Raw genomic sequence first — 21,115 nt, forward strand, 5'->3', positions numbered from 1 at the left:
GCGATCTGGCCGATGGCGTCCTTGGCGCCCTTGGGCGAGACCAGGGAGAGCACGACGGCGACGGTGATGGCGGTGAACCCGACGTCGAGGCCGAACAGCAGCGCGCCCCCGGCCAGGACGGCGAGCCCGCCGAGGGTGAGCACCCGCTCCTTGCCGAGCCGCGTGGCCACAGCGGTGCCGCCACCGCCACCGCCGCCATCACCGGCGACGCCGTCCTCGGAGACCTCCCGGCCGCGGCGCAGCAGGTCACGCCCGCCGAACAGGAGGAAGACGACGGCGGACAGGACGAGGTTGAAGGCGAAGGAGCTGATGAACAGCAGCGCCGGATCGCCGGGCAGGTTGTTGCGGGTGACGACGCCGTTGACGATGCTGCCGAAGATGCTCATGGGGGAGAAGCCGCCGGCGCTGGCCCCGTTGATGATGAGCAGGCCCATGAGCATGGGGTTGATGCGGTAGCGCAGGGCGAAGCCCATGCCGACCGGCGCGATGATCGCCACCGCCGCGGGCACGACGGCGCCGACCGCGGTCAGCGCGGCGGTGACCAGGAACATCATCCAGGGAATGAGGGCGATGCGGCCGCGTACCAGGCGGACGGCGGCCTGGACCAGCCAGTCGACCGTCCCGTTGGCCTTGGCCATCGCGAACAGGTAGGTGACCCCGACGAGGATGACGAACAGGTCGCCGGGGAACCCGCCGACGATGTCGTCCTTCGACTCGCCGAGGACGAGCGCGCCGACCAGGAACGCGGCCACGAACGCCAGGGCCCCCATATGGACGGGCAGCACGGTGGCGACCAGGAAGACGACGGCCAGGACGATGATCGTGATGATCTGAACCGACATACGGACTCCAGCAGGTTTTTCCATAATGCGGAAAACTATTTCCGCTTAGCGAGAGTATGACCTGGCTCACATTGGCCGTCAAGACTTTTCATCTCCCCCGGGAAGGCATATCTTCCGTATAGCGAGATAACTTTTCCGCATCATGGATATTTCGAGCGAGGTCCTCATGAGCAGGCACTTCCTGCAGATCCCCGGCCCCACGAACGTGCCCGACAGCGTGCTGCGGGCCATGTCGGCGCCGACCATCGACCACAGGGGTCCCGAGTTCGCCGCACTCGGCCTGGAGGTGCTGCGCGACATCAAGCCGGTCTTCGGCACCGAAGGACCGGTCGTGATCTACCCGGCCTCCGGCACCGGAGCGTGGGAGGCCGCCCTGGTCAACACCTTGAGCGCGGGCGACAAGGTCCTGTGCTTCGAGACCGGCCACTTCGCCACCCTCTGGCAGGAGATGGCCGGACGGCTCGGGCTGGACGTCGAGTTCGTGCCCGGCGACTGGCGCAGGGGCGCCGACCCCGACGCCGTCCGGGAACGCCTGTCCGCCGACACCGGCCACACCATCAAGGCCGTCTGTGTGGTCCACAACGAGACCTCCACCGGCGTCACCAGCCGCGTCCCCGACGTACGGGCCGCCATCGACGACACGGGCCACCCCGCCCTGCTGCTGGTCGACACCATCTCCTCGCTCGGCTCGATCGACTACCGCCACGACGAGTGGGGCGTCGACGTCACCGTCGCCGGCTCGCAGAAGGGGCTCATGCTCCCGCCCGGCCTGAGCTTCAACGCCGTCAGCGACAAGGCCCTGCACGCCTCGCGTACCGCGAACCTGGCCAGGTCGTTCTGGGACTGGGCGCCGATCCTGGCCGCCAACGAACGCGGCTACTTCCCCTACACCCCCGCCACCAACCTGCTCTACGGCCTGCGCGAAGCCCTCCGCCTGCTCTACGACGAAGGCCTCGACGCCGTCTTCGCCCGCCACCTCCGCCACGCCGAGGCCACCCGCGCGGCCGTACGGGGATGGGGGCTCGAAGTGCTGTGCGCCGACGAGCGCGAGCATTCCGCGGCCCTGACCGCCGTGATCGTCCCCGAGGGATACGACGCCGACAAGATCAGAGCGATCATCCTCGACCGCTACGACATGTCGCTCGGCTCCGGGCTCGGCAAGCTCAGCGGCCGCGTCTTCCGCATCGGCCACCTGGGCGACTTCAACGACCTCACCCTCGCCGGCACCCTGGCCGGCGTCCAGATGGGACTCACCCTGGCCGGCGTGCCCATCGACCCGCGCGGACTCAACGACGCGCTCGAGCGCCTGCAGGCGCCATGACGGCCACCCTCCCGGAGACGGGTGACCTGCTGCGCGCGCTCGGCGCGGCCGTCGAGGGCGAGGTGGCCTTCGACGACTACACCCGCCACCTGTTCTCCCGCGACGCGAGCATGTACTCGATCATGCCGGTCGGCGTCGTCTTCCCCCGGCACGCCGGGGACGTCGCCGAGGCGGTCAAGGCGGCCGGGACGGCGGGCGTGCCCGTGGTGCCGCGCGGCGCCGGCACCAGCCTGGCCGGGCAGACGGTCGGGCCCGGCCTGGTCCTCGACTTCTCCCGGCACATGAACCAGATCGTCGACCTCGACCCGAAGGCGCGGACCGCGCTGGTCGAGGTGGGGGTGGTGCAGGACCAGCTCAACCAGGCGGCGGCGCCGTACGGGCTGATGTTCGGCCCCGACACCTCCACCAGCAACCGCGCCACCATCGGCGGCATGATCGGCAACAACTCCGCCGGCAGCGGCTCGCTCACGTTCGGGATGACCATCGACCACGTCAGGGCTCTGGACGTGGTCCTGGCCGACGGCTCGACCGCCCGGCTGGAACCGGTGAGCGAGCAGGAGCGGGCCCGCCGCGCAGCGGAGCCGACCCTGGAGGGCGCGCTCTACCGTGAGCTGCCCGGACTCGTCCGCGACAACGCCGAGGCGATCGCCACCGGCTTCCCGCCGTTCTGGCGGCGGGCCTGCGGGTACCGGCTGGACCGGCTGGCCGGGCCGGGGGAGTTCGATCTGGCGAAGTTCGTGGTCGGGGCCGAGGGCACGCTGGTCGTGGCGACGCACGCGCTGGTCGACCTGGTGCCCAAACCCCGCCACACCGTCTACGCCGTGGGTCACTTCGACACCACCGCCGCCGCCATCGCCGCCACCGAGGACGCCCTGGCCTGCGAACCCGCCCAGGTCGAGCTCATGGACAAGACGATCCTGGACCTGTCCCGGCAGAAGATCGAGTACGCCGGTCTCGGCGACATCCTCAAGGGCGACCCGGCCGCGCTGCTGTTCGTCTCCTTCAGCGGCGACGACCGCGACCACCTGACCGCCAAGCTCGACGAGGTCAGCCGGTCGTGGAAGCGCAACGGCCACGGCTACCACACCCTGCTCGCCGTCACCCCCGCCGAGCAGACGGCGCTGCTCAAGGTGCGCAAGTCGAGCCTCGGCCTGCTCATGGCGGCCGGCGAGGGCACCCGCAGGCCGCTGGCCTTCGTCGAGGACACCGCGGTCGACCCCAAGCACCTGGCCGAGTACACCGACCGCTTCCGCGGCGTGCTCGACCGGCACGGCCTGACTGCCGGCTTCTACGGCCACTGCTCGGTCGGCTGCCTGCACATCCGCCCGTTCGTCGACCTGGCCGACCCCGAGCAGGTGACGACCATGCGCGCGGTGGCCGTGGAGATCAAGGACCTGGTCGCCGAGTACGGCGGCGTCAACTCCAGCGAGCACGGCGACGGCCTGGCCCGCAGCGAGTTCAACCGGGAGATCTTCGGCCCGGAACTGTACGAGGCGATGCGCTCGGTCAAGCACCTGTTCGACCCCGGGAACGTGCTGAACCCAGGCAAGATCGTCGACGCGCCGCCCATGACCGACAACCTGCGCGACGCGGCCCTGCCACCCGCCGGACCCCTGCGCACCCGGCTGTCGTTCGAGGTGGTCGGCGGCATGCGCGGCGCCGCCGACCGGTGCATGAACATCGGGTTGTGCCGCAAGAGCGGCCCCGGCGTCATGTGCCCGTCCTACGTCGCCACCCGCCAGGAGGAGCACTCCACCCGCGGCCGGGCCAACGCCCTGGTCAAGGCGCTGTCGTCGGCCGACCCCAAGACGGCCTTCGGCGACGAGCGGCTGCACGAGATCCTCGACCTGTGCCTGATGTGCAAGGCCTGCAAGAGCGAGTGCCCGATGAGCGTGGACATGGCCACGCTCAAGGCGGAAGCGCTGTCGCACCACCATGACCAGCACGGCGTGCCCCTGCGCTCGCGGATCTTCGGCGCCATCCGCTCGCTCAACCGGCTCGGCTCGGCCACGGCGCCGCTGTCGAACCTGCCCACCCGGATTCCGCTCGTCCGGCGGCTGCTGGAGCGCACGGTCGGGATCACCGCCGCCCGGCAGTTGCCGCGCTTCCAGCGCGGCAACCTCATCCGCTGGCACAAAGGGCACAAGGGCCGCAAGCAGACCGGCCGCGAGACGCTGACGTTCCTGGCCGACTCCTTCACCACCTACACCGAGCCGCACATCGGCAAGGCGGCGATCGAGCTGCTGGAACGCGCCGGCTGGACGGTCGAGCTGGCCGCCACCGGCTGCTGCGGCCGCTCCAGCCTGTCCAAGGGCCTGCTCGACCAGGCCAAGGCGCAGGCCGGCGCGCTGGTCGCCCACCTGGCCGCCACCGAGGGCCCGATCGTCGGCTGCGAGCCGTCCTGCCTGTTCACCCTGCGCGACGAGCACCGGGCGATGCTGGCCGGCGACGAACGCGTCGACGCGGTCGCCGCCCGGGTCAAGCAGGTGGAGGAACTGCTCACCGAGGCCGTCGGCGCGGGCAGGCTGACGCTGCGCACCGACTCGTGGCTGGCGGGCAAGAGGGTGGTCTTCCACGGCCACTGCCACCAGAAGGCCGAGGTCGGCACCGCCGCCACCATGGCCATGCTCCGGCTCATCCCCGGCGTGGAGGTCGTGGAACTCGACACCGGATGCTGCGGCATGGCCGGCTCCTTCGGCTTCGAGGCCGAGCACTACGAGCTGTCCATGACCGTCGGCTCCGACCGGCTCTTCCCCGCCCTGGCCGCGGAACCGGCCGAGACCGTGGTCGCCGCCACCGGCGTCTCCTGCCGCCAGCAGATCTTCCACGGCTCGGCCCGCCAGGCCTGGCACCCGATCGAACTCCTGCGTGAGGCGGTGGTTCTGACATGAGACTCGTCCGCTACACCCACAAGGACGAGGTACGCACCGGCGTGCTCGTCGGCCACGACATCCACCCCGCCCCCGGGCAAGGACCGGTGGCGGCACTGGAGGAGGTGACGCTGCTGGCGCCCTGCGATCCACGGGTGATCGTCTGCGCCGGCCGCAACTACGGCGTACCGGGCAAGCTTCGCAAACCACGGCTGTTCCTCAAGGCCGCCAACGCCGTCACCGGCCCCGGCGCCGACGTGCGCCGCCCGCACGGGCTGCGCAGGCTGGAGTACGAGGGCGAGCTGGCCGTGGTCATCGGCCGTACCGCCCATCAGGTGCCCAGACGCCACTTCCGCGACTACGTCCTCGGCTACACCTGCGCCAACGACATCACCGCCGACGACTGGCGCAACGACGGGCAATGGGTCAGGGCCAAGAGCGCCGACACCTTCTGCCCGCTCGGCCCCTGGATCGAGACCGACATCGACGACCCGGCCGGACTGCACATCCGCACCCGCGTCAACGGGCTCGTCGTCCAGGACAGCCCCACCGCCGCGATGCTCTTCGGCGTCGGCGAACTCCTCGCCTACGTCACCCGCTGGATCACCCTCAACCCCGGAGACGTCCTGCTGACCGGCAGCCCCGACGGCGTCGGTCCCCTCGCCGCCGGCGACGAGGTCGCGGTGGACATCTCCGGCGTGGGCGTCCTGAGCAACACCGTCCGATAGGAGGCAGGCCACATGCGCTACACCGTCAACTGCTCCATCCTCTTCACCGACCTGCCCGTACTGGAACGCCCGGAGGCCGCCCGCAAGGCCGGCTTCGAGGCCGTGGAGTTCTGGTGGCCGTTCGAGACCGCCGTGCCCGCCGACGCGCAGGTCGACTCGTTCGTACGCGCCGTCCGCGACGCCGGGGTCCAGCTGACCGGGATCAACTTCGCCGCCGGCGACATGCCCGGAGGCGAACGCGGCCTGCTGTCCCACCCGCACCGCGCCGCCGAGTTCCGCGACAACGTGCCGATCGTGGCCGCGATCGGCCGCACGCTCGGCTGCCGCTCCTTCAACGCCCTGTACGGCAACCGCCTCGACGACGTCCCGGAAGAACTCCAGGACGAGACCGCCCTCGCCAACCTGGCGCTGGCCAACGAGGTGGTGGACGGCGTCGTCCTGATCGAGGCGCTCAGCGGCGCCCCGGCCTACCCGCTCAAGACCGCCGCCGAGGCGCTGGCCGTCGTGGCCGCCGTCCCGGGCCTGAAGCTGCTCGCCGACCTCTACCACCTGGCCGTCAACGGCGACGACGTGGACGCGCTGCTGAGCGGCGACGGCTGCGGCCCGGACCGCATCGGCCACGTCCAGATCGCCGACGCGCCGGGCAGAGGCGCGCCCGGCACCGGCGACCTGCCGCTGGCCGCCTGGCTCACCGAGCTCGGCCGGACCGGATACGACGGCTGGATCGGCCTGGAATACAAAGCCACCCCGGGTGAGGACCCCTTCGCCTGGCTCACCTCCGACCACAAGGAACTGCCGTGAGCAACGTGACCGTCATCGGCCTGGGCATCATGGGCGCCCCGATGGCCGCCAACCTCGTCAAGGCCGGATACACCGTCACCGGCGTCAACAAGGAACCGGAGAAGGTCGAGCGGCTGATCGAGCTGGGCGGCCACGGCGCGGGCAGCATCGCGGAAGGCGTGCGCGACGCCGACGTCGTCGTGACCATGCTCCCCGACACCCCCGACGTCGAACTCGTCGCCGCCGACATCGTGGACCACGCCCGCGAGGGCACGCTGTGGATCGACGCCAGCAGCATCAGGCCGGACGCCGCCGCCCGCATGGCCGCCCAGGCGGCCGAGGCCGGGCTGCGCGCGGTGGACGCGCCCGTCTCCGGCGGCGAGCAGGGCGCGATCGACGCCAGCCTGTCCATCATGGTCGGCGGCGCCCCCGCCGACGTCGAGGCGGCCCGGCCCGTCCTGGAAGCGGTCGGCTCCACCGTCGTGCACGTCGGCCCCGCCGGGTCCGGGCAGACGGTCAAGGCCGCCAACCAGCTCATCGTCGCCGGCACCATCGAGCTGGTCGCCGAGGCGATCGTGTTCCTGGAGGCCTACGGCGTCGAGATGGAGGCCGCGGTCAAGGTCCTGTCGGCGGGCCTGGCGGGCAACCGCATCCTGGAGCGCAAGGCCGAGGGCATGCTGAGCCGTACCTTCCAGCCGGGCTTCCGCATCGACCTGCACCACAAGGACCTCGGCATCGTCACCGCGGCCGCCCGGCAGGCGGGCGTGGCCATCCCGGTCGGGGCGGTCCTGGCCCAGCTGATGGGCGCCGCGCGGGCCCAGGGCCACGGGCAGCTCGACCACACCGCCCTGCTGCTGCTCGTCGAGCAGCTCTCGGGCCGCTGAGCGCGAGGAGCGAACCCATGGCACGCATGCGAGCCGTCGACGCCGCGGTCCTGATCCTGGAGCGTGAGAACGCCACCCAGACCTTCGGGGTGCCCGGCGCGGCCATCAACCCGTTCTACTCCGCGATGCGCGCGCACGGCGGCATCAAACACGTCCTGGCCAGGCACGTCGAAGGCGCCGCGCACATGGCCGAGGGCTACACCCGCGCCCGCGCCGGCAACATCGGCGTGTGCGTCGGCACCTCGGGCCCCGCGGGCACCGACATGATCACCGGCCTGTACTCCGCCGCCGCCGACTCCATCCCCATCCTCTGCGTCACCGGCCAGGCGCCGGTCGCCCGCCTGCACAAGGAGGACTTCCAGGCCGTCGACATCGCCGCCATCGCCGGGCCGCTCACCAAGATGGCGTACACCGTCATGGAGGGCGCCCAGGTGCCGGGCGCCTTCCAGCAGGCCTTCCATCTCATGCGTTCGGGACGGCCCGGCCCCGTCCTCATCGACCTGCCGCTCGACGTGCAGCTCACCGAGATCGACTTCGACATCGACACCTACGAGCCGCTGCCCGTCCACCGGCCGGCGGCCACCCGGGCGCAGGCGGAGAAGGTGCTGGCCATGATGGCGGCGGCCGAGCGCCCGGTCATCGTCGCAGGCGGCGGTGTCATCAACGCCGACGCCGGCGACCTGCTGGTCGAGCTGGCCGAACTGCTCGGGGTGCCGGTCATCCCCACGCTCATGGGCTGGGGCAGCATCCCCGACGACCACCCGCTGATGGCCGGCATGGCCGGCCTGCAGACCGCCCACCGCTACGGCAACGCCACCCTGCTGGCCGCCGACTTCGTGCTCGGCATCGGCAACCGGTGGGCCAACCGCCACACCGGCGGGCTCGAGGTCTACCGGCGTGGCCGTACCTTCGTGCACATCGACATCGAGCCCACCCAGATCGGCAGGGTCTTCGCGCCCGACTACGGCGTCGTCTCCGACGCCGGGGCGGCGCTGATCCAGCTCGTCGAGGCGGCCCGCGCCACGCTGCCGCCGGACCGGGGCGTGTGGGCGAAGGAGTGCCAGGAACGCAAGCGCACCCTGCACCGGCGCACCGACTACGACAACGTCCCGATCAAGCCGCAGCGCGTCTACCAGGAGATGAACCTCACCTTCGGCAAGGACGTGCGCTACGTCTCCACGATCGGCCTGTCACAGATCGCCGGCGGGCAGTTCCTGCACGTCTACAAGCCGCGGCACTGGATCAACTGCGGCCAGGCCGGGCCGCTCGGCTGGACGGTGCCCGCCGCGCTGGGCGTGGCCGTGGCCGACCCGGAGGCCACCGTGGTGGCGCTGTCGGGCGACTACGACTTCCAGTTCATGATCGAGGAGCTGGCGGTCGGCGCGCAGTTCAACATCCCCTTCCTCCAGGTGCTGGTCAACAACTCCTACCTCGGGCTGATCCGGCAGGCGCAGCGGGCGTTCGACATGGACTTCCAGGTCAGCCTGGCCTTCGACAACGTCAACGCGCCCGAGCTGGGCGGCTACGGCGTCGACCACGTCAAGGTGGTCGAGGGGCTGGGCTGCAAGGCCATCCGCGTGCACGAGCCCGGGGAACTGGCCGGGGCCTTCGAGGAGGCGCGGAAGATCATGGAGGACCTGCGGGTGCCGGTCGTGGTCGAGGTGATACTCGAACGGGTCACCAACATCGCGATGGGCGCCGACCTCGACGCCATCACGGAGTTCGAGGAGGTCGCCGACGCCGAGATCCTGTCGCGGGGGTGAGCGGCGATGTCCGTGCTGATCGCGCCCGACAAGTTCAAGGGCTCGCTGACGGCCCGTGAGGTGTGCGAGCACCTCGCGGCCGGGATCACCGCGCGCGCTCCCGGCACCCAGGTCGCCGCGCTGCCGGTGGCCGACGGCGGCGAGGGCACGCTGGAGGCCGCGCTGGCCGCCGGGTTCCGCCGCGTCGCCGTCCTGGCCGAGGGGCCTGACGCGCGGCCGGTCGCGACCTCCTACGCCGAGCGCGACGGCGTCGCGGTGATCGAGCTGGCCGACGTGTCCGGGCTGGGCCGCCTGACCGGGCCGCCCGCACCCCGGACCGCCACCAGCTACGGCACCGGCCAGGTCATCCGGGCCGCGCTGGACGGCGGCTGCCGCCGGATCGTGCTCGGCCTGGGCGGCAGCGCCTGCACCGACGGCGGCGCCGGCCTGGCCGAGGCGCTGGGCGCGCGGCTGGAGGGCGTCACCGGGCGCGGCGGCGCGGCCCTGTCCGCCATCGACCGGCTCGACCTGTCACGGCTGCATCCCCGTCTGGGCGAGGTGGAGATCGACATCGCCATCGACGTGGACAACCCCCTGCTCGGCCCGTACGGCGCCGCCGCCGTCTACGGGCCCCAGAAGGGCGCGACCCCACGCGACGTGGCCGACCTGGAGACCGCGCTGTCCCGCTGGTCCCGGGCGGTCGCCGGGGCCACCGGCGTCGAGGCCGCCTGCGTCCCCGGCGCGGGGGCCGCGGGCGGCGTCGGCTACGCGGGAGTGACCATCCTGCGCGGCACGCTCCGCTCCGGTATCGAACTGGTCCTCGACCTCATCGGCTTCCCCGCGCACCTGGCGGCGGCGAAGCTCGTCGTCACCGGGGAGGGCTCGCTCGACCACCAGACCGCCCGCGGCAAGGCGCCCGCCGGGGTCGCCGCGAGGGCGGTCGCCGCGGGCACGCCGGTCGTCGCCGTGGCCGGGCGCTCGCTCCTGCCGCCCGCGGCGATCGAACGGCTCGGCCTCGACCGCGTCTACCCGCTCAGCGCCCTGGAACCGGACGGCCGGCGCTCGATGCGGCGCGCCGGCGCGCTCCTGGAGCTGGTCGGCGGGCAGATCGCCGACGACTGGCTCGCCTGAACGCCCGGCCGGTCCACCCACACCCGGCCGGTCGGGCCGCCGGAAGGCCCAGCCGGATCCCGCTCCCCAGCCCGGCAGGGCCACTCACCGGTGTCCGGCCGGGCCACCCACGCCCGGCCGGACACCGGGTCACCCCAGTGCCCTCCCACCAGTCCGCCGGGTACCGCCCCGGCCGTAGCGGGTGGCCCGGAACTCGTACCGGGGGAGTAGGCGCCGCATCACCGCTGGTGGGACGTCCGCGTAGCCGGGGCTGGACGAAGATTTCCGGCATGAGGTTCCTGCGCATCACGCTCACCCTGCAGACCCTGGTCCTGCTGCTCCAGGCGGTCACCGCCGGCATGTTGCTGTCCTCGCCCGGCGGGCGGGCCGCGCACAGTGTCACGGCCATCGCGGTGGCGGTCGTCGTGCTGGTCAACCTGGTCGCCGCCCTCGTCGCGCGCCGGCGCGCGGCCATCGGGCCCGCCGCCGGCATGCTGGTGCTGACCCTGGCCCAGATGGCGCTCGGCATGGCCCACATGAAGACGCTGCACGTGCCGCTCGGCGTGCTGATGTTCGGCGGCAGCCTGATCCAGACCGTCCAGATCTGGGCGGACCGCCGCCCCGCCGCGGCGGCGGCGTGAACGTCTCGCGGCGGCGGGCGCTGGGGCTGCTCGGTCTGGGGGCGGTCGCGGCGCTGGGCGTCCCGGGGTGTTCGCTGACCGGGCGCACCCCGCTGCCCAAGATCCTCGCCAGTACGGCCCCGCTGCCCCGGCCGTTCGCCGTGCCGCTGCCGCTGCCACCGGTGGCGAAGCCGTACCGCAGCGACGGCACCACCGACTACTACGAGCTCGTCCAGCGCGCGGCCGAGGCGGACATCCTGCCCGGCTTGCGCACCCCGATCTGGGGCTACGACGGGAAGTTCCCCGGCCCCACCGTCCGGGCGCGCAGCGGCCGGCGGACCGTCGTGCGCGTGCGCAACACGCTGGGCGCGCCGACCGTCACCCACCTGCACGGCGGGCACACCCCGCCGGAGTCCGACGGCTTCCCGACCGACCTGGTCGCGCCGGGTACCCAGCGCGACTACGTCTTCCCGCTGGAGCAGCGGGCGGCCACGCTCTGGTACCACGACCACACCATGGACCACACCGGCCCGCAGGTCTGGCGCGGCCTGGCCGGGTTCTTCCTGGTGGGCGACGAGGAGGAGGCGGCGCTGCCGCTGCCCTCCGGCGAGCGCGACGTGCCGCTGATGATCTGTGACCGCGCCTTCCACACCGACGGCACCATGCCCTACCCGGTGCGCGACAACGGGCCCGGCGCCCGCGAGGCGTTCATGGGCGGTCTGCTCGGCGACGTCATCCTGGTCAACGGCGCCCCGTGGCCGGATCTCGCGGTCGACCGGGCCCGCTACCGGCTGCGGCTGCTCAACGGCTCCAACGCCCGCACCTACGAGCTCGCCCTGCCGCCCGGCGGCAAGATGGTGGTGATCGGCAGCGACGGCGGCCTGCTGGCCGCCCCCCACCCCGTCGAGCAGGTACGGCTGGCGCCGGGCGAGCGGGCCGACGTGGTGGTGGACTTCGCCGCCTACCGCGTCGGCGAGCACGTCGAGCTGCGCAACCTCCTCGGCGAGGAGGGCCCGCAGGCGCGGGTGATGCGGTTCACCGTCGCCCGCGAGGCTCGTGACGACTCCGCGATCCCCCAGACGCTCTCCCGGATCGAGCGCCTCGACCCGGTCACGGCCGCGGTGACCCGCGACTTCTCCTTCACCAGCGGCACCCTGCACGGCCACACCGGCTGGATGATCAACGACAAGCCCTTCGACGTACGCCGCGTCGATGCCAGGCCCAAGCTCGGCCAGGTCGAGATCTGGCGGCTGACCAGCGACGTCTCCCACCCGGTGCACCTGCACCTGGCGCCCTTCCAGGTGCTGTCGGCCGGCGGCGAGCGCCCCGAGGGCCCGCCGGCCTGGAAGGACACGGTCGAGCTGCGCGAGACGCAGACCGTGGAGATCATCACCCGCTTCACCGGCTACCGCGGCCGGTATGTCATGCACTGCCACAACCTGGAACACGAGGACATGGCCATGATGAGCACCTTCGAGGTGGTGTGAGCGGGTAAGCCGGACAGCCATACGATTTCTCGTACTGGTGAGCCGTACCGTACGGAGATACGATCGCGGCGTGAGTTCAACATCCGTCCCCTCACGCCGCCGCAGGGTCGGCGGTGGCCGCCGGGCAGAGGTGCTCGACGTGGTCGTCGCCGTCCTGTCCGAGCGCGGTTACGAGCACACGCGTTTCACCGACGTCGCCAAGATGGCGGGGGTGGCGGTGAGCACGTTGCAGTTCTACTTCGGCTCGCGTGACGACATGCTCGTCGAGGCGCTGCACCACTCCACGGAACGGGAGGTCGCCCGCCTGGAGCAGGCGGGCCATCAGGAGCCGACGCCGTGGCTGCGCCTGGTCGCGCTCGTGGACGGAGGGCTGGCGCCGATGCCGATCGGCACCTGGCGCATGCTGATGGAGTTCTGGCACGCGGCGGTGCACGATCCCGAGCTGCGTTCGCACAGCGTGAGCCTGCAGCAGCGCTACCGGCGGCCGTTCGCCGAGGCCATCCGCGACGGCGTCGAACAAGGCGAGTTCCGCGTGGCCGACGACGTCGAGGACGTGGTGACGGCGCTCATCGCGCTGCTTGACGGGCTGGTCATCCCGCGCGTCCTCGACCATGACTACTTCGACGCCGGCCGGTTGCGCGTCGTTGTCCTGCGGCAGCTCCGCGCGCTTCTCGGAGTCGCCGATCCATGAGTCAGCACGGACAGGAATGAGGAGGGGTACGCGTGCTCAGTCCGGTCGTTTCCGGCGCACCCGCATTGGTGGACATCGCCACCGCGAATCGCGCGGCGACATGCGACTTCTATTCCGGTCTCTTCGGCTGGACCTATGTGCCGGCGGGCGACTACGTCTACGCCGAGCTCGACGGTGACGTCGTGGCCGGCGTCCGCGACGGCGAGCAGGCCGTATGGACGCTCTACGTGCACGCCGGCGCCGTGGAGACGGCGGCCAAGGGCATCGAGGAGGCCGGCGGGCAGATCGTCTTCGGCCCGCACCTGGCTCCCGGGCAGGGGGAGGCGCTCGTCGCCGCCGACCCGGCGGGCGCGGTCTTCGGCCTGTGGCGCGCCGACGGTCCCGGCGGCTTCGGCGGCTTCGGCGTGGGCAGGCCGGGCACGCTGACCTGGGCGGAGCTGCGTACCATCGACGGCGGGCGCATCGACGCGTTCTACGGGCGGCTGTTCGGCTACGAGCAGCGGCAGATCGGCGACGGGCGGCACTTCGACTACACGGTCTGGTCGGCCGGCGGGCAGACCCGGCTGGGCCGTCACGCGGACAAGTCCTACGTCCTGCCGTACTGGCTCGTGTACTTCGCGGTCGATCCGGCCGTGGGCACGGACGCGACGGTGGTACGCGTGACCGACCTCGGCGGATCGGTGATCGGCGATCCCATCGACGTCTCCACCGGACGGATGGCTCTGGTGGCCGACGTCTCGGGGGCCGTGTTCGCGCTCATCGACGACGCGCGGCCGAGGGCTTCGTAGGCGTCGGCCGCGGTGCGTGCCGTGTGAGGCGTCCCCGGGTGGCGACCGCAGCCGCCGCCCGGGGATCAACGTGCGCGTGATCCGCACATCTTCCCGCAGAATCCTGCACGCGGCGGTTCTAAGGTGGGCCGGTGATCTCCAAACCCGTCCTGGCGGCCGTCCCGCTGGCCGTGATCGCGCTCGGCGTCGCGCTGCACACCGGCTGGCTGGTGACGCGGTTCTGGATCCTGGCGCTGCCGCTGCTGGCCCTGATCCTCGTACTGCTGGTGACGTTGTTCGGCCTGGCGATCTGGCGGGCTGGGCGGGACGCGCGCCGCTGGCCGGTGGTGGCCACGGCCCTGCTGGCGCTGGCCGGTCTGGGCGGGGCGCTCTTCCTGCATCTGGAGCCGCAGGCGCGGGCCCGGGTGCGGTTCTGGGTGGAACGGCCGGCCTTCGCTGTCGCCGCCGAGACGCGGGTCCCGGAGGGGGAGTACTACGGGGCCGAACTGCCGGCCGGGATCTGCTTCGTCTCGGCCAACTGCCGCGTCGCGGTGATCGGCACCAGCGGCGGGCGGCCGGTCCGGTTCGTGCCCGACTGGATCGGCGTTCCGGACGACGCCGTCGGATACGGGCACTTCACCGGGCGGCCGGAGGCGGGTCCCTACGACGGGTTCGGCACGAGCCTGTGCCCGTCCTTCGAGCTGGCCGGCGGATGGTGGTGGCTCGGGCGCTGCTGACCGCTGAATTATTTGGAAACTTTCCTAAAAGAAAGCGTTGACGCACCTGGTGAGAGCGCCTACCTTCGCGCACAAGAGCGCATTATCACCCCCCTTGGATGGCGAACCATGCGTAAGCGAGCGCGTCTGTCCTTAGCCGCCGTGGCGGCCTCGATGGCCCTGGTCGCGGCGACCCTCGCCGGATCCGCCGCGGCGGCCGTCGACCACGAAACCTGCCGCCCCGACGGGCTCCACCGAACGCCCGGCGTCAGCGTCCCCTACTGCTCCGCCTACGACGAGCAGGGCCGCGAGAGCATGGGCGCGAACCATCCGCGCCGTGTGATCGGCTACTTCACCGGCTGGCGCCACGGCGGGAACGGCCAGCCCGCCTACCTCGCCCAGAACATCCCGTGGCCGAAGATCACGCACATCAACTACGCCTTCGCCCACGTGGGCGCGGACAACAAGATCTCGGTGGGCGCCGACTCGGCCACCAACCCGGCCACCGGGCTGGACCTGGCGGGCAACGACCCGGCCCTGCCGTACAAGGGGCACTTCAACGCGCTCACCACGCTCAAGAGGGCCAACCCGCACGTCAAGACGCTGATCAGCGTCGGCGGGTGGGCCGAGACGGGCGGGTACCTCGACGCGAACGGCAACCGGGTGGCCTCCGGCGGCTTCTACACGATGACCGACAGCCAGGCCGCGATCGACACCTTCGCCGACTCCGCCGTCGCCTTCATCCGGAAGTACGGCTTCAACGGGGTCGACATCGACTACGAGTACCCCACCTCGATGAAGGACGCCGGCAACCCGGCCGACTGGCAGATCGCCAACGCCCGGCGCGGCCGGCTCATGCAGGGGTACGCGGCGCTGATGAAGACGCTGCGCGACCGGCTGGACAGGGCCGCCGCGGCCGACGGGAAGTACTACCAGCTCACCGCGGCCGTGCCCGCCTCCGGGTATCTGCTGCGCGGCATGGAGACCTTCCAGGTCACCCAGTACCTGGACTTCCTCAACATCATGTCCTACGACCTGCACGGCGCCTGGAACGAGTTCGTCGGCCCGAACGCCGCGCTCTACGACGACGGCAAGGACGCCGAGCTGGCCAAGTGGGGCGTCTACACCACCTCCCAGTACGGCGGCATCGGCTACCTCAACACCGACTGGTCCTACCACTACTACCGCGGCGCCCTGCCGCCCGGCCGGATCAACATCGGCGTGCCGTACTACACCCGCGGCTGGAAGAACGTCACCGGCGGAACCTCCGGCCTGTGGGGCAAGTCGGTCGGCACCACGTGCCCGACCGGCCTGACCACCTGCGGCGACGGCGCCACCGGCATCGACAACCTGTGGCACGACAAGGAGGACGGCCGCGAGGTGGGCGCCGGGTCCAACCCGATGTGGCACGCCAAGAACCTCGAACGCGGCATCGCCGGCTCCTACCTGGGCGCGTACGGCGTCACCGAGGGCATCACCGGCACCTACACCCGCAACTACGACACCACCCTCGTCGCCCCGTGGCTCTGGAACAGCGGCAAGAAGGTGTTCCTGTCCACCGAGGACGAGCAGTCGCTCAAGGCCAAGGCCGAGTACGTCAGGGACAAGGGCCTCGGCGGCATCATGATCTGGGAACTGGCCGGCGACTACAAGTGGACCGGCAGCGAGTACTTCATGGGCGACACGCTGACCACGCTGGTGCACGACACGCTCAAGACGGCGGCGCCGTACACCGCGACCAGGGCGAAGACGGCGCTGCCCGCGGAGAAGATCGACGTGGGCTTCGCCGCGGAGCAGTTCCCCGTCGGCGACAGCAACTACCCGATCAGCCCCAAGCTCAAGATCACCAACAGGTCGGCGTTCACGCTGCCCGGCGGCACCGAGTTCCAGTGGGACTACGCGACCGCCTCGCCGCCGAACGCCAAGGACCAGTCCGGGTTCGGGCTGCGGGTGATCAGCAGCGAGCACACCGGGGCCAACAACATCGGCGGGCTCAAGGGTGACTACCACCGCGTCTCGGTGAAGCTGCCCACCTGGCAGACGCTCGCCCCCGGCGCCTCGGTGACCATGGACTACGTCTACTACCTGCCCGCGCCGGGCCCGAACAACTTCACCGTCACCTTCGGCGGCAAGAGCTACGGCGTGGTCCAGGACCTGGCCCGCGGCGGGGGTGTGGTGACCCCGTCGCCGACCCCGACGGTCACGCCGACCGGCGGCACCTGCACCGATCCGGCGTGGGAGGCCGGGAAGGTGTACAACGGCGGCCAGCGCGTCTCCCACAACGGCCGTGCCTATGAGGCCCGCTGGTGGACGCAGGGCAACCAGCCCGGCACCAACGACGTGTGGCGCGACCTGGGCGCCTGCGCCGGCACCCCGACCGCGACCCCGACCGCGACGGTGACTCCCACGCCGACGGCCACTCCCAGCCCGACGGCGACCCCCACCCCGACGGCCACGCCCACGCCCAGCGTGACCTACACCGGCGGCACACCTGAGTGGGCGCCCGGCGTCAGCTACCAGACCGGTGCCATGGTGCGTTACCAGGGCATCACCTACCGGTGCAGGCAGGGGCACACCTCCCAGGTCGGCTGGGAGCCCACCAACCTCTTCGCGCTCTGGCAGCCCATGTAGTCCCGCGAGGGCCCGGCTCCGGCCGGGCCCTCGGCTAGCTCACGCAGTCCTGCCAGAGCACGGCGATCGACAGCTGTTCGAGCTTTTTCTTGCCGACGAAGAAGGTGTAGTACGCCTTGGGGTTGCCGGGCACGCGGACGTACGGGTTCAGCCCGCGCGGTGTCCTCACCTTCGGGTAGGCCCGCCTGATCTGCCGCATCGTGGCGCCGATCCCGATGCCCTCCGGCGTTCTCATGCCCTTGCCCGCGAAGATGACGGCCACGCCGCGCTTCTTGGAGATGTAGAGCCCGACGCTGTTCTTGCCCGTCGGATGGGCCTTCAGATCCCAGCCGGAGCAGCTGCTGTGCTTGTCGCGCCACTTGAGAACGACCGTTCCGGTGGCCTTGGCCCGCTTGGCGGTCATGCCGAGCTTGAGCTTGCCGACGCCGTACGGTCCGAGGGTGGGCCCGGAGGCGAGCGCGGGGGTGCCCGAGAGCAGCAGCGCCCCGCCGGCCAGGGCAGCGATGAGCATCTTCATGGCGTTCTTCCTTCCGGTGGTCGCGTGCCGTACGCAGGGTTGGAGTGCCACGGCCGGGTGGAGGTTCGGCTCCATGCCGGTCGGGTCTACGCCGGCCCTGCCGTGCGGAATCCGCAGTTGCCGCTGCTGGAGCCGGGGAAGCCGGCGGAGCGGGCGGCGACGCGGTAGCGGTGGCAGTAGGAGTCGTGGCACAGGTACGACCCGCCCCTGATCACCTTCCGCTCACCGGCGGGCGGGCCTTCCGGGTCGGCCCGCGCGGCATCGGCGTAGGCCGTGGCGGAGAACCAGTCGGCACACCATTCCCACACGTTTCCCGCCATCTCATACAGTCCGTAGCCGTTGGCGGGGAAGGAGCGGACGGGGGCGGTCGCCAGCCAGCCGTCCTCGCCGGTGTTGTCGTGCGGGAACGAGCCCTGCCAGATGTTGCACATCCACCGGCCGCCGGGCGTGAGCTCCTGGCCCCAGGCGAACCGGCGCTGGGACAGGCCGCCGCGGGCGGCGTACTCCCACTGGGCCTCGGTCGGCAGGCGCCGTCCCGCCCACGCGCAGTAGGCGGCGGCGTCGTTCCAGGAGACGTGGACGACGGGGTGGCCGGGCTCGGCCTCCGACAGCGGCCCGAAGGGGTGGCGCCAGTCGGCCCCGGCGACCGTGGCCCACCAGAGAACCTCCGGGTCGAAGCCGAGGATGTCGGCGCGGGTGGCGGCGACGGCCAGGCGGAAGACCGCGGAGTGGCCGGCCCGCTCGGCGTCCGTGCGGTAGCCGGTGGCCCGGGTGAACGCCTCGAACATGGCGACGGTGACCGCGGTGGCGTCCATCGGGAAGGGCGCCAGCCGTACCGGATGGACCGGGGTCTCCCCGTCGGCGGGATAGCCCTCGCCGAAGGCGTCGCCCATGAGGAACGTGCCGCCGGGGAGCGCCACGTCGTCGTGGGCGATCGGGACCGGCGAGGGGGCCGGGAGGGCACGCGGGCCGGTGGTCTGTCCCGTCACCGGCGCGCAACAGGGCATTGACGGCTCCATGGCAGGAGTATATGAATCAACTCACATAAGTGCATCTGCACATAGGAGACTTCGTTGAGGTTCGAGTACGTCCTGCTGGCGTTGCTGGCCGGCCGCCCGTTCAGTGGCTACGACCTGCGCAAGTGGCTGGAGGTGGAGGGGCAGTTCGTCCGCTCGCGCGCCCACCACAGCCAGATCTACCGGCTGCTGGCCCGGATGGTCGCCGACGGATGGGTGGAGTTCGAGGTCGACCCGCGGGAGGGCCGGCCCGACGCGAAGGTCTACCGGCTGACCCCCCACGGCGAGCGGGTGCTGCTGGAGTGGGTCCGCTCGCCCTACGAGCCGTCGAGCCGTTTCCAGGACGCGGACTTCACCGCCCGGTTCGGCTTCGCCGTGGCGCTCGACCGGCAGGCGGCGCTGGAGATGCTCCGCGTCGAGCTGGCCTACCGGTACGAGCAGGTCGCCCGCAGCCGGCACCGCGACAGGACCCTGCGCTTCGAGAACGCGCTGCCCCAGCTCGATCAGGCGAGCGCGCAGGAGGTCTTCGACCGCATGCACGACTACGGCGCCGCCGCCATGGACGCGTGGGTGGCGTGGCTGGAGGAGACGCGGACGTGGCTGGAGGCCCGATGAAAGCGATCATGGTGATGTTCGACAGCCTGAACCGGCACATGCTGCCGCCCTACGGCGGAGACTGGACGCACGCGCCGAACTTCGCCCGGCTGGCCGAGCGGGCGGTGAGCTTCGACAACTGCTACGCCGGTTCGATGCCGTGCATGCCGGCCCGCCGCGAGATCCACACCGGCCGCTACAACTTCCTGCACCGAAGCTGGGGCCCGCTGGAGCCGTTCGACGACTCGATGCCGGAACTGCTCAAGCAGAACGGCGTCTACACGCACCTGGTCAGCGACCACCCGCACTACTGGGAGGACGGCGGCGCCACCTATCACGGCCGCTACAACACCTGGGAGTTCTTCCGCGGCCAGGAGGGCGATCCGTGGAAGGGCCGGGTGGCCGATCCGGAGACGCCCGAGGACCTCAAGCGCGTGCGCCACACGATCTACCGCCAGGACTGGGTCAACCGCCCGTACATGGACACCGAGGCGAAACACCCGCAGACGCTGACCTTCGACGCCGGGCTGGAGTTCGTCAGGACCAACGCCGCGCAGGACCGCTGGTTCGTCCAGATCGAGACCTTCGACCCGCACGAGCCCTTCTTCACCCACAAGCGGTACAAGGACCTCTACCCGCACGACTACGACGGCCCGCACTTCGACTGGCCCGACTACAAGCGGGTGACCGAGACGCCGCGGCAGGTGGACCACGCCCGCTACGAGTACGCGGCTCTGCTGTCGATGTGCGACCACTCCCTGGGCCGGGTGCTGGACACCATGGACGAGCTGGGCCTGTGGGAGGACACGCTGCTGATCGTCTGCACCGACCACGGGCTGCTGCTGGGGGAGAAGGGCTGGTGGGGCAAGTCGGTCCAGCCCTGGTACAACGAGCTGGTCCACCTGCCGCTGTTCGTGTGGGACCCGCGCGCCGCCGCCGCGGGCGAGCGGCGCGACGCGCTCGTGCAGACCATCGACCTGGCGCCCACGCTGCTGGAGTACTTCGGCCTCGACCGGCCGGCCGACATGCAGGGCATCCCCCTCAACTCCGGGACCACCAGGCGGGCCGGCCTCTTCGGCATCCACGGCGGCCACGTCAACGTCACCGACGGCCGCTACGTCTACATGCGCGCGCCCGCCTCTGCCGCCAACGAGCCCCTGCACGAGCACACCCTCATGCCCACGCACATGCGCGGCCGCTTCTCGCCCGCCGAGCTGGCGAACATCGAGCTGGCGGAGCCGTTCGCCTTCACCAAGGGGGTGCGCACGATCCGGGTGGCGGGCCGTACCTTCGTCGACGCCCACCACTTCGGCACGCTCCTGTACGACCTGGAGACCGACCCCGAGCAGCGCGCGCCCCTCGTCGACGACGCGGCCGAGCTGCGCATGGCCGGTCTGCTGGTCGAGCTGATGCGGGCCGGCGACGCGCCCGCCGGCCAGTTCGAGCGGCTCGGGCTCCCCGTCACCGGCGCGGTCACGGAGGAACACCTGCTGGTACGCGCCCAGCTCGACCGGGCCGAGCGGAGCGCCCAGCCCCTTCCCCGGCCCGAGGACTACCCCGAGGGCAGGCTGTCGCTGCGCACCCCGGTCAAGGCGCTGATCGCCGACCCGGTCGCCGTCGAGGTCCTGCGCAGGCACGTGCCCGGCATCGTCGACTCCGAGCTGCTGCAGATGCTCGGCGCCACCCCGCTGATCGACGTCGCGGCGATGGCCGGCGGGCTGCTCCCACCTCCCAGACTCCGCGCGATCGCGGAAGAGCTCGCCGAGCTCTGAGCCGGTGACGGGGCGGCCACCCCGTCA

At 71.5% G+C, this 21,115-nt stretch carries 18 protein-coding genes; 15 read left to right on the forward strand and 3 right to left on the reverse strand.

From position 1 onward, the window contains the following. Window positions 1-842: SLC13 family permease (locus ACFWY5_RS55385; RefSeq protein ID WP_379639992.1), on the reverse strand; the 842-nt coding region annotated here is incomplete at its 3' end. Window positions 843-1,008: 166 nt separating this feature from the next. Between ACFWY5_RS55385 and ACFWY5_RS55390 the strand changes: the two genes are divergently transcribed. From ACFWY5_RS55390 to ACFWY5_RS55450, 13 genes are all read left to right on the forward strand, one after another. Then, the gene (locus tag ACFWY5_RS55390; RefSeq protein ID WP_379626145.1) at window positions 1,009-2,163 is read left to right on the forward strand and encodes a pyridoxal-phosphate-dependent aminotransferase family protein; all 1,155 of its coding nucleotides are present in this window, start codon (window positions 1,009-1,011) and stop codon (window positions 2,161-2,163) included. Continuing rightward, a complete protein-coding gene (locus ACFWY5_RS55395; protein WP_379639994.1) occupies window positions 2,160-5,054 on the forward strand; it encodes an FAD-binding and (Fe-S)-binding domain-containing protein in 2,895 nt (964 codons plus the stop codon). Before ACFWY5_RS55390 ends, ACFWY5_RS55395 begins: the two co-directional genes overlap by 4 nt. After that, window positions 5,051-5,761 carry a fumarylacetoacetate hydrolase family protein gene (locus ACFWY5_RS55400; RefSeq protein WP_379626141.1) on the forward strand — a complete coding sequence of 237 codons (711 nt, stop codon included), beginning with the start codon at window positions 5,051-5,053 and terminating at the stop codon, window positions 5,759-5,761. Before ACFWY5_RS55395 ends, ACFWY5_RS55400 begins: the two co-directional genes overlap by 4 nt. 12 nt (window positions 5,762-5,773) lie before the next feature. After that, window positions 5,774-6,562 carry a hydroxypyruvate isomerase family protein gene (locus tag ACFWY5_RS55405; protein WP_379639995.1) on the forward strand — a complete coding sequence of 263 codons (789 nt, stop codon included), beginning with the start codon at window positions 5,774-5,776 and terminating at the stop codon, window positions 6,560-6,562. Further along, window positions 6,559-7,425 carry a 2-hydroxy-3-oxopropionate reductase gene (locus ACFWY5_RS55410; protein ID WP_379626137.1) on the forward strand — a complete coding sequence of 289 codons (867 nt, stop codon included), beginning with the start codon at window positions 6,559-6,561 and terminating at the stop codon, window positions 7,423-7,425. Before ACFWY5_RS55405 ends, ACFWY5_RS55410 begins: the two co-directional genes overlap by 4 nt. Before the next feature lie 17 nt (window positions 7,426-7,442). Next, window positions 7,443-9,188 (forward strand): glyoxylate carboligase, encoded by a 1,746-nt coding sequence (gene gcl, locus ACFWY5_RS55415; RefSeq protein WP_379626135.1) that lies wholly within the window; start codon window positions 7,443-7,445, stop codon window positions 9,186-9,188. 6 nt (window positions 9,189-9,194) lie between these two features. Beyond that, window positions 9,195-10,298: a glycerate kinase gene (locus tag ACFWY5_RS55420; protein WP_379639996.1), complete on the forward strand. Its 1,104-nt coding sequence runs from the start codon at window positions 9,195-9,197 to the stop codon at window positions 10,296-10,298. A gap of 269 nt (window positions 10,299-10,567) precedes the next feature. Continuing rightward, window positions 10,568-10,918: a hypothetical protein gene (locus ACFWY5_RS55425; protein ID WP_379639997.1), complete on the forward strand. Its 351-nt coding sequence runs from the start codon at window positions 10,568-10,570 to the stop codon at window positions 10,916-10,918. After that, window positions 10,915-12,384 carry a multicopper oxidase family protein gene (locus ACFWY5_RS55430; RefSeq protein ID WP_379639998.1) on the forward strand — a complete coding sequence of 490 codons (1,470 nt, stop codon included), beginning with the start codon at window positions 10,915-10,917 and terminating at the stop codon, window positions 12,382-12,384. The genes ACFWY5_RS55425 and ACFWY5_RS55430 overlap by 4 nt, the downstream gene beginning before the upstream one ends. Before the next feature lie 70 nt (window positions 12,385-12,454). Continuing rightward, entirely contained in the window at window positions 12,455-13,075 is a 621-nt protein-coding gene (locus ACFWY5_RS55435) for a TetR/AcrR family transcriptional regulator (RefSeq protein WP_379639999.1), read from the forward strand. A 32-nt stretch (window positions 13,076-13,107) separates the two neighbouring features. Beyond that, window positions 13,108-13,863 carry a hypothetical protein gene (locus ACFWY5_RS55440; protein WP_379640000.1) on the forward strand — a complete coding sequence of 252 codons (756 nt, stop codon included), beginning with the start codon at window positions 13,108-13,110 and terminating at the stop codon, window positions 13,861-13,863. 131 nt (window positions 13,864-13,994) lie between these two features. Next, complete coding sequence (locus ACFWY5_RS55445) at window positions 13,995-14,579, forward strand: hypothetical protein (RefSeq protein ID WP_379627100.1); 585 nt, start codon at window positions 13,995-13,997, stop codon at window positions 14,577-14,579. A gap of 108 nt (window positions 14,580-14,687) precedes the next feature. Beyond that, the gene (locus ACFWY5_RS55450; protein WP_379640001.1) at window positions 14,688-17,189 is read left to right on the forward strand and encodes a chitinase C-terminal domain-containing protein; all 2,502 of its coding nucleotides are present in this window, start codon (window positions 14,688-14,690) and stop codon (window positions 17,187-17,189) included. Window positions 17,190-17,223: 34 nt separating this feature from the next. Here the strand turns inward: ACFWY5_RS55450 and ACFWY5_RS55455 are convergent, their stop codons facing one another. Then, complete coding sequence (locus tag ACFWY5_RS55455) at window positions 17,224-17,706, reverse strand: hypothetical protein (protein ID WP_379640002.1); 483 nt, start codon at window positions 17,704-17,706, stop codon at window positions 17,224-17,226. 86 nt (window positions 17,707-17,792) lie between these two features. Further along, window positions 17,793-18,725 carry a formylglycine-generating enzyme family protein gene (locus ACFWY5_RS55460; protein WP_379640004.1) on the reverse strand — a complete coding sequence of 311 codons (933 nt, stop codon included), beginning with the start codon at window positions 18,723-18,725 and terminating at the stop codon, window positions 17,793-17,795. Between the two features lie 54 nt (window positions 18,726-18,779). Here ACFWY5_RS55460 and ACFWY5_RS55465 point away from each other — a divergent pair, with 54 nt between their 5' ends. Both ACFWY5_RS55465 and ACFWY5_RS55470 read left to right on the forward strand, forming a co-directional pair. After that, window positions 18,780-19,337: a PadR family transcriptional regulator gene (locus ACFWY5_RS55465; RefSeq protein ID WP_379627108.1), complete on the forward strand. Its 558-nt coding sequence runs from the start codon at window positions 18,780-18,782 to the stop codon at window positions 19,335-19,337. Further along, window positions 19,334-21,088 carry a sulfatase gene (locus tag ACFWY5_RS55470; protein WP_379640006.1) on the forward strand — a complete coding sequence of 585 codons (1,755 nt, stop codon included), beginning with the start codon at window positions 19,334-19,336 and terminating at the stop codon, window positions 21,086-21,088. The genes ACFWY5_RS55465 and ACFWY5_RS55470 overlap by 4 nt, the downstream gene beginning before the upstream one ends. Window positions 21,089-21,115 lie beyond the last annotated feature (27 nt).

Origin of the sequence: Nonomuraea sp. NPDC059007 (assembly GCF_042740555.1) — a bacterium.
Lineage (GTDB): Bacteria > Actinomycetota > Actinomycetes > Streptosporangiales > Streptosporangiaceae > Nonomuraea.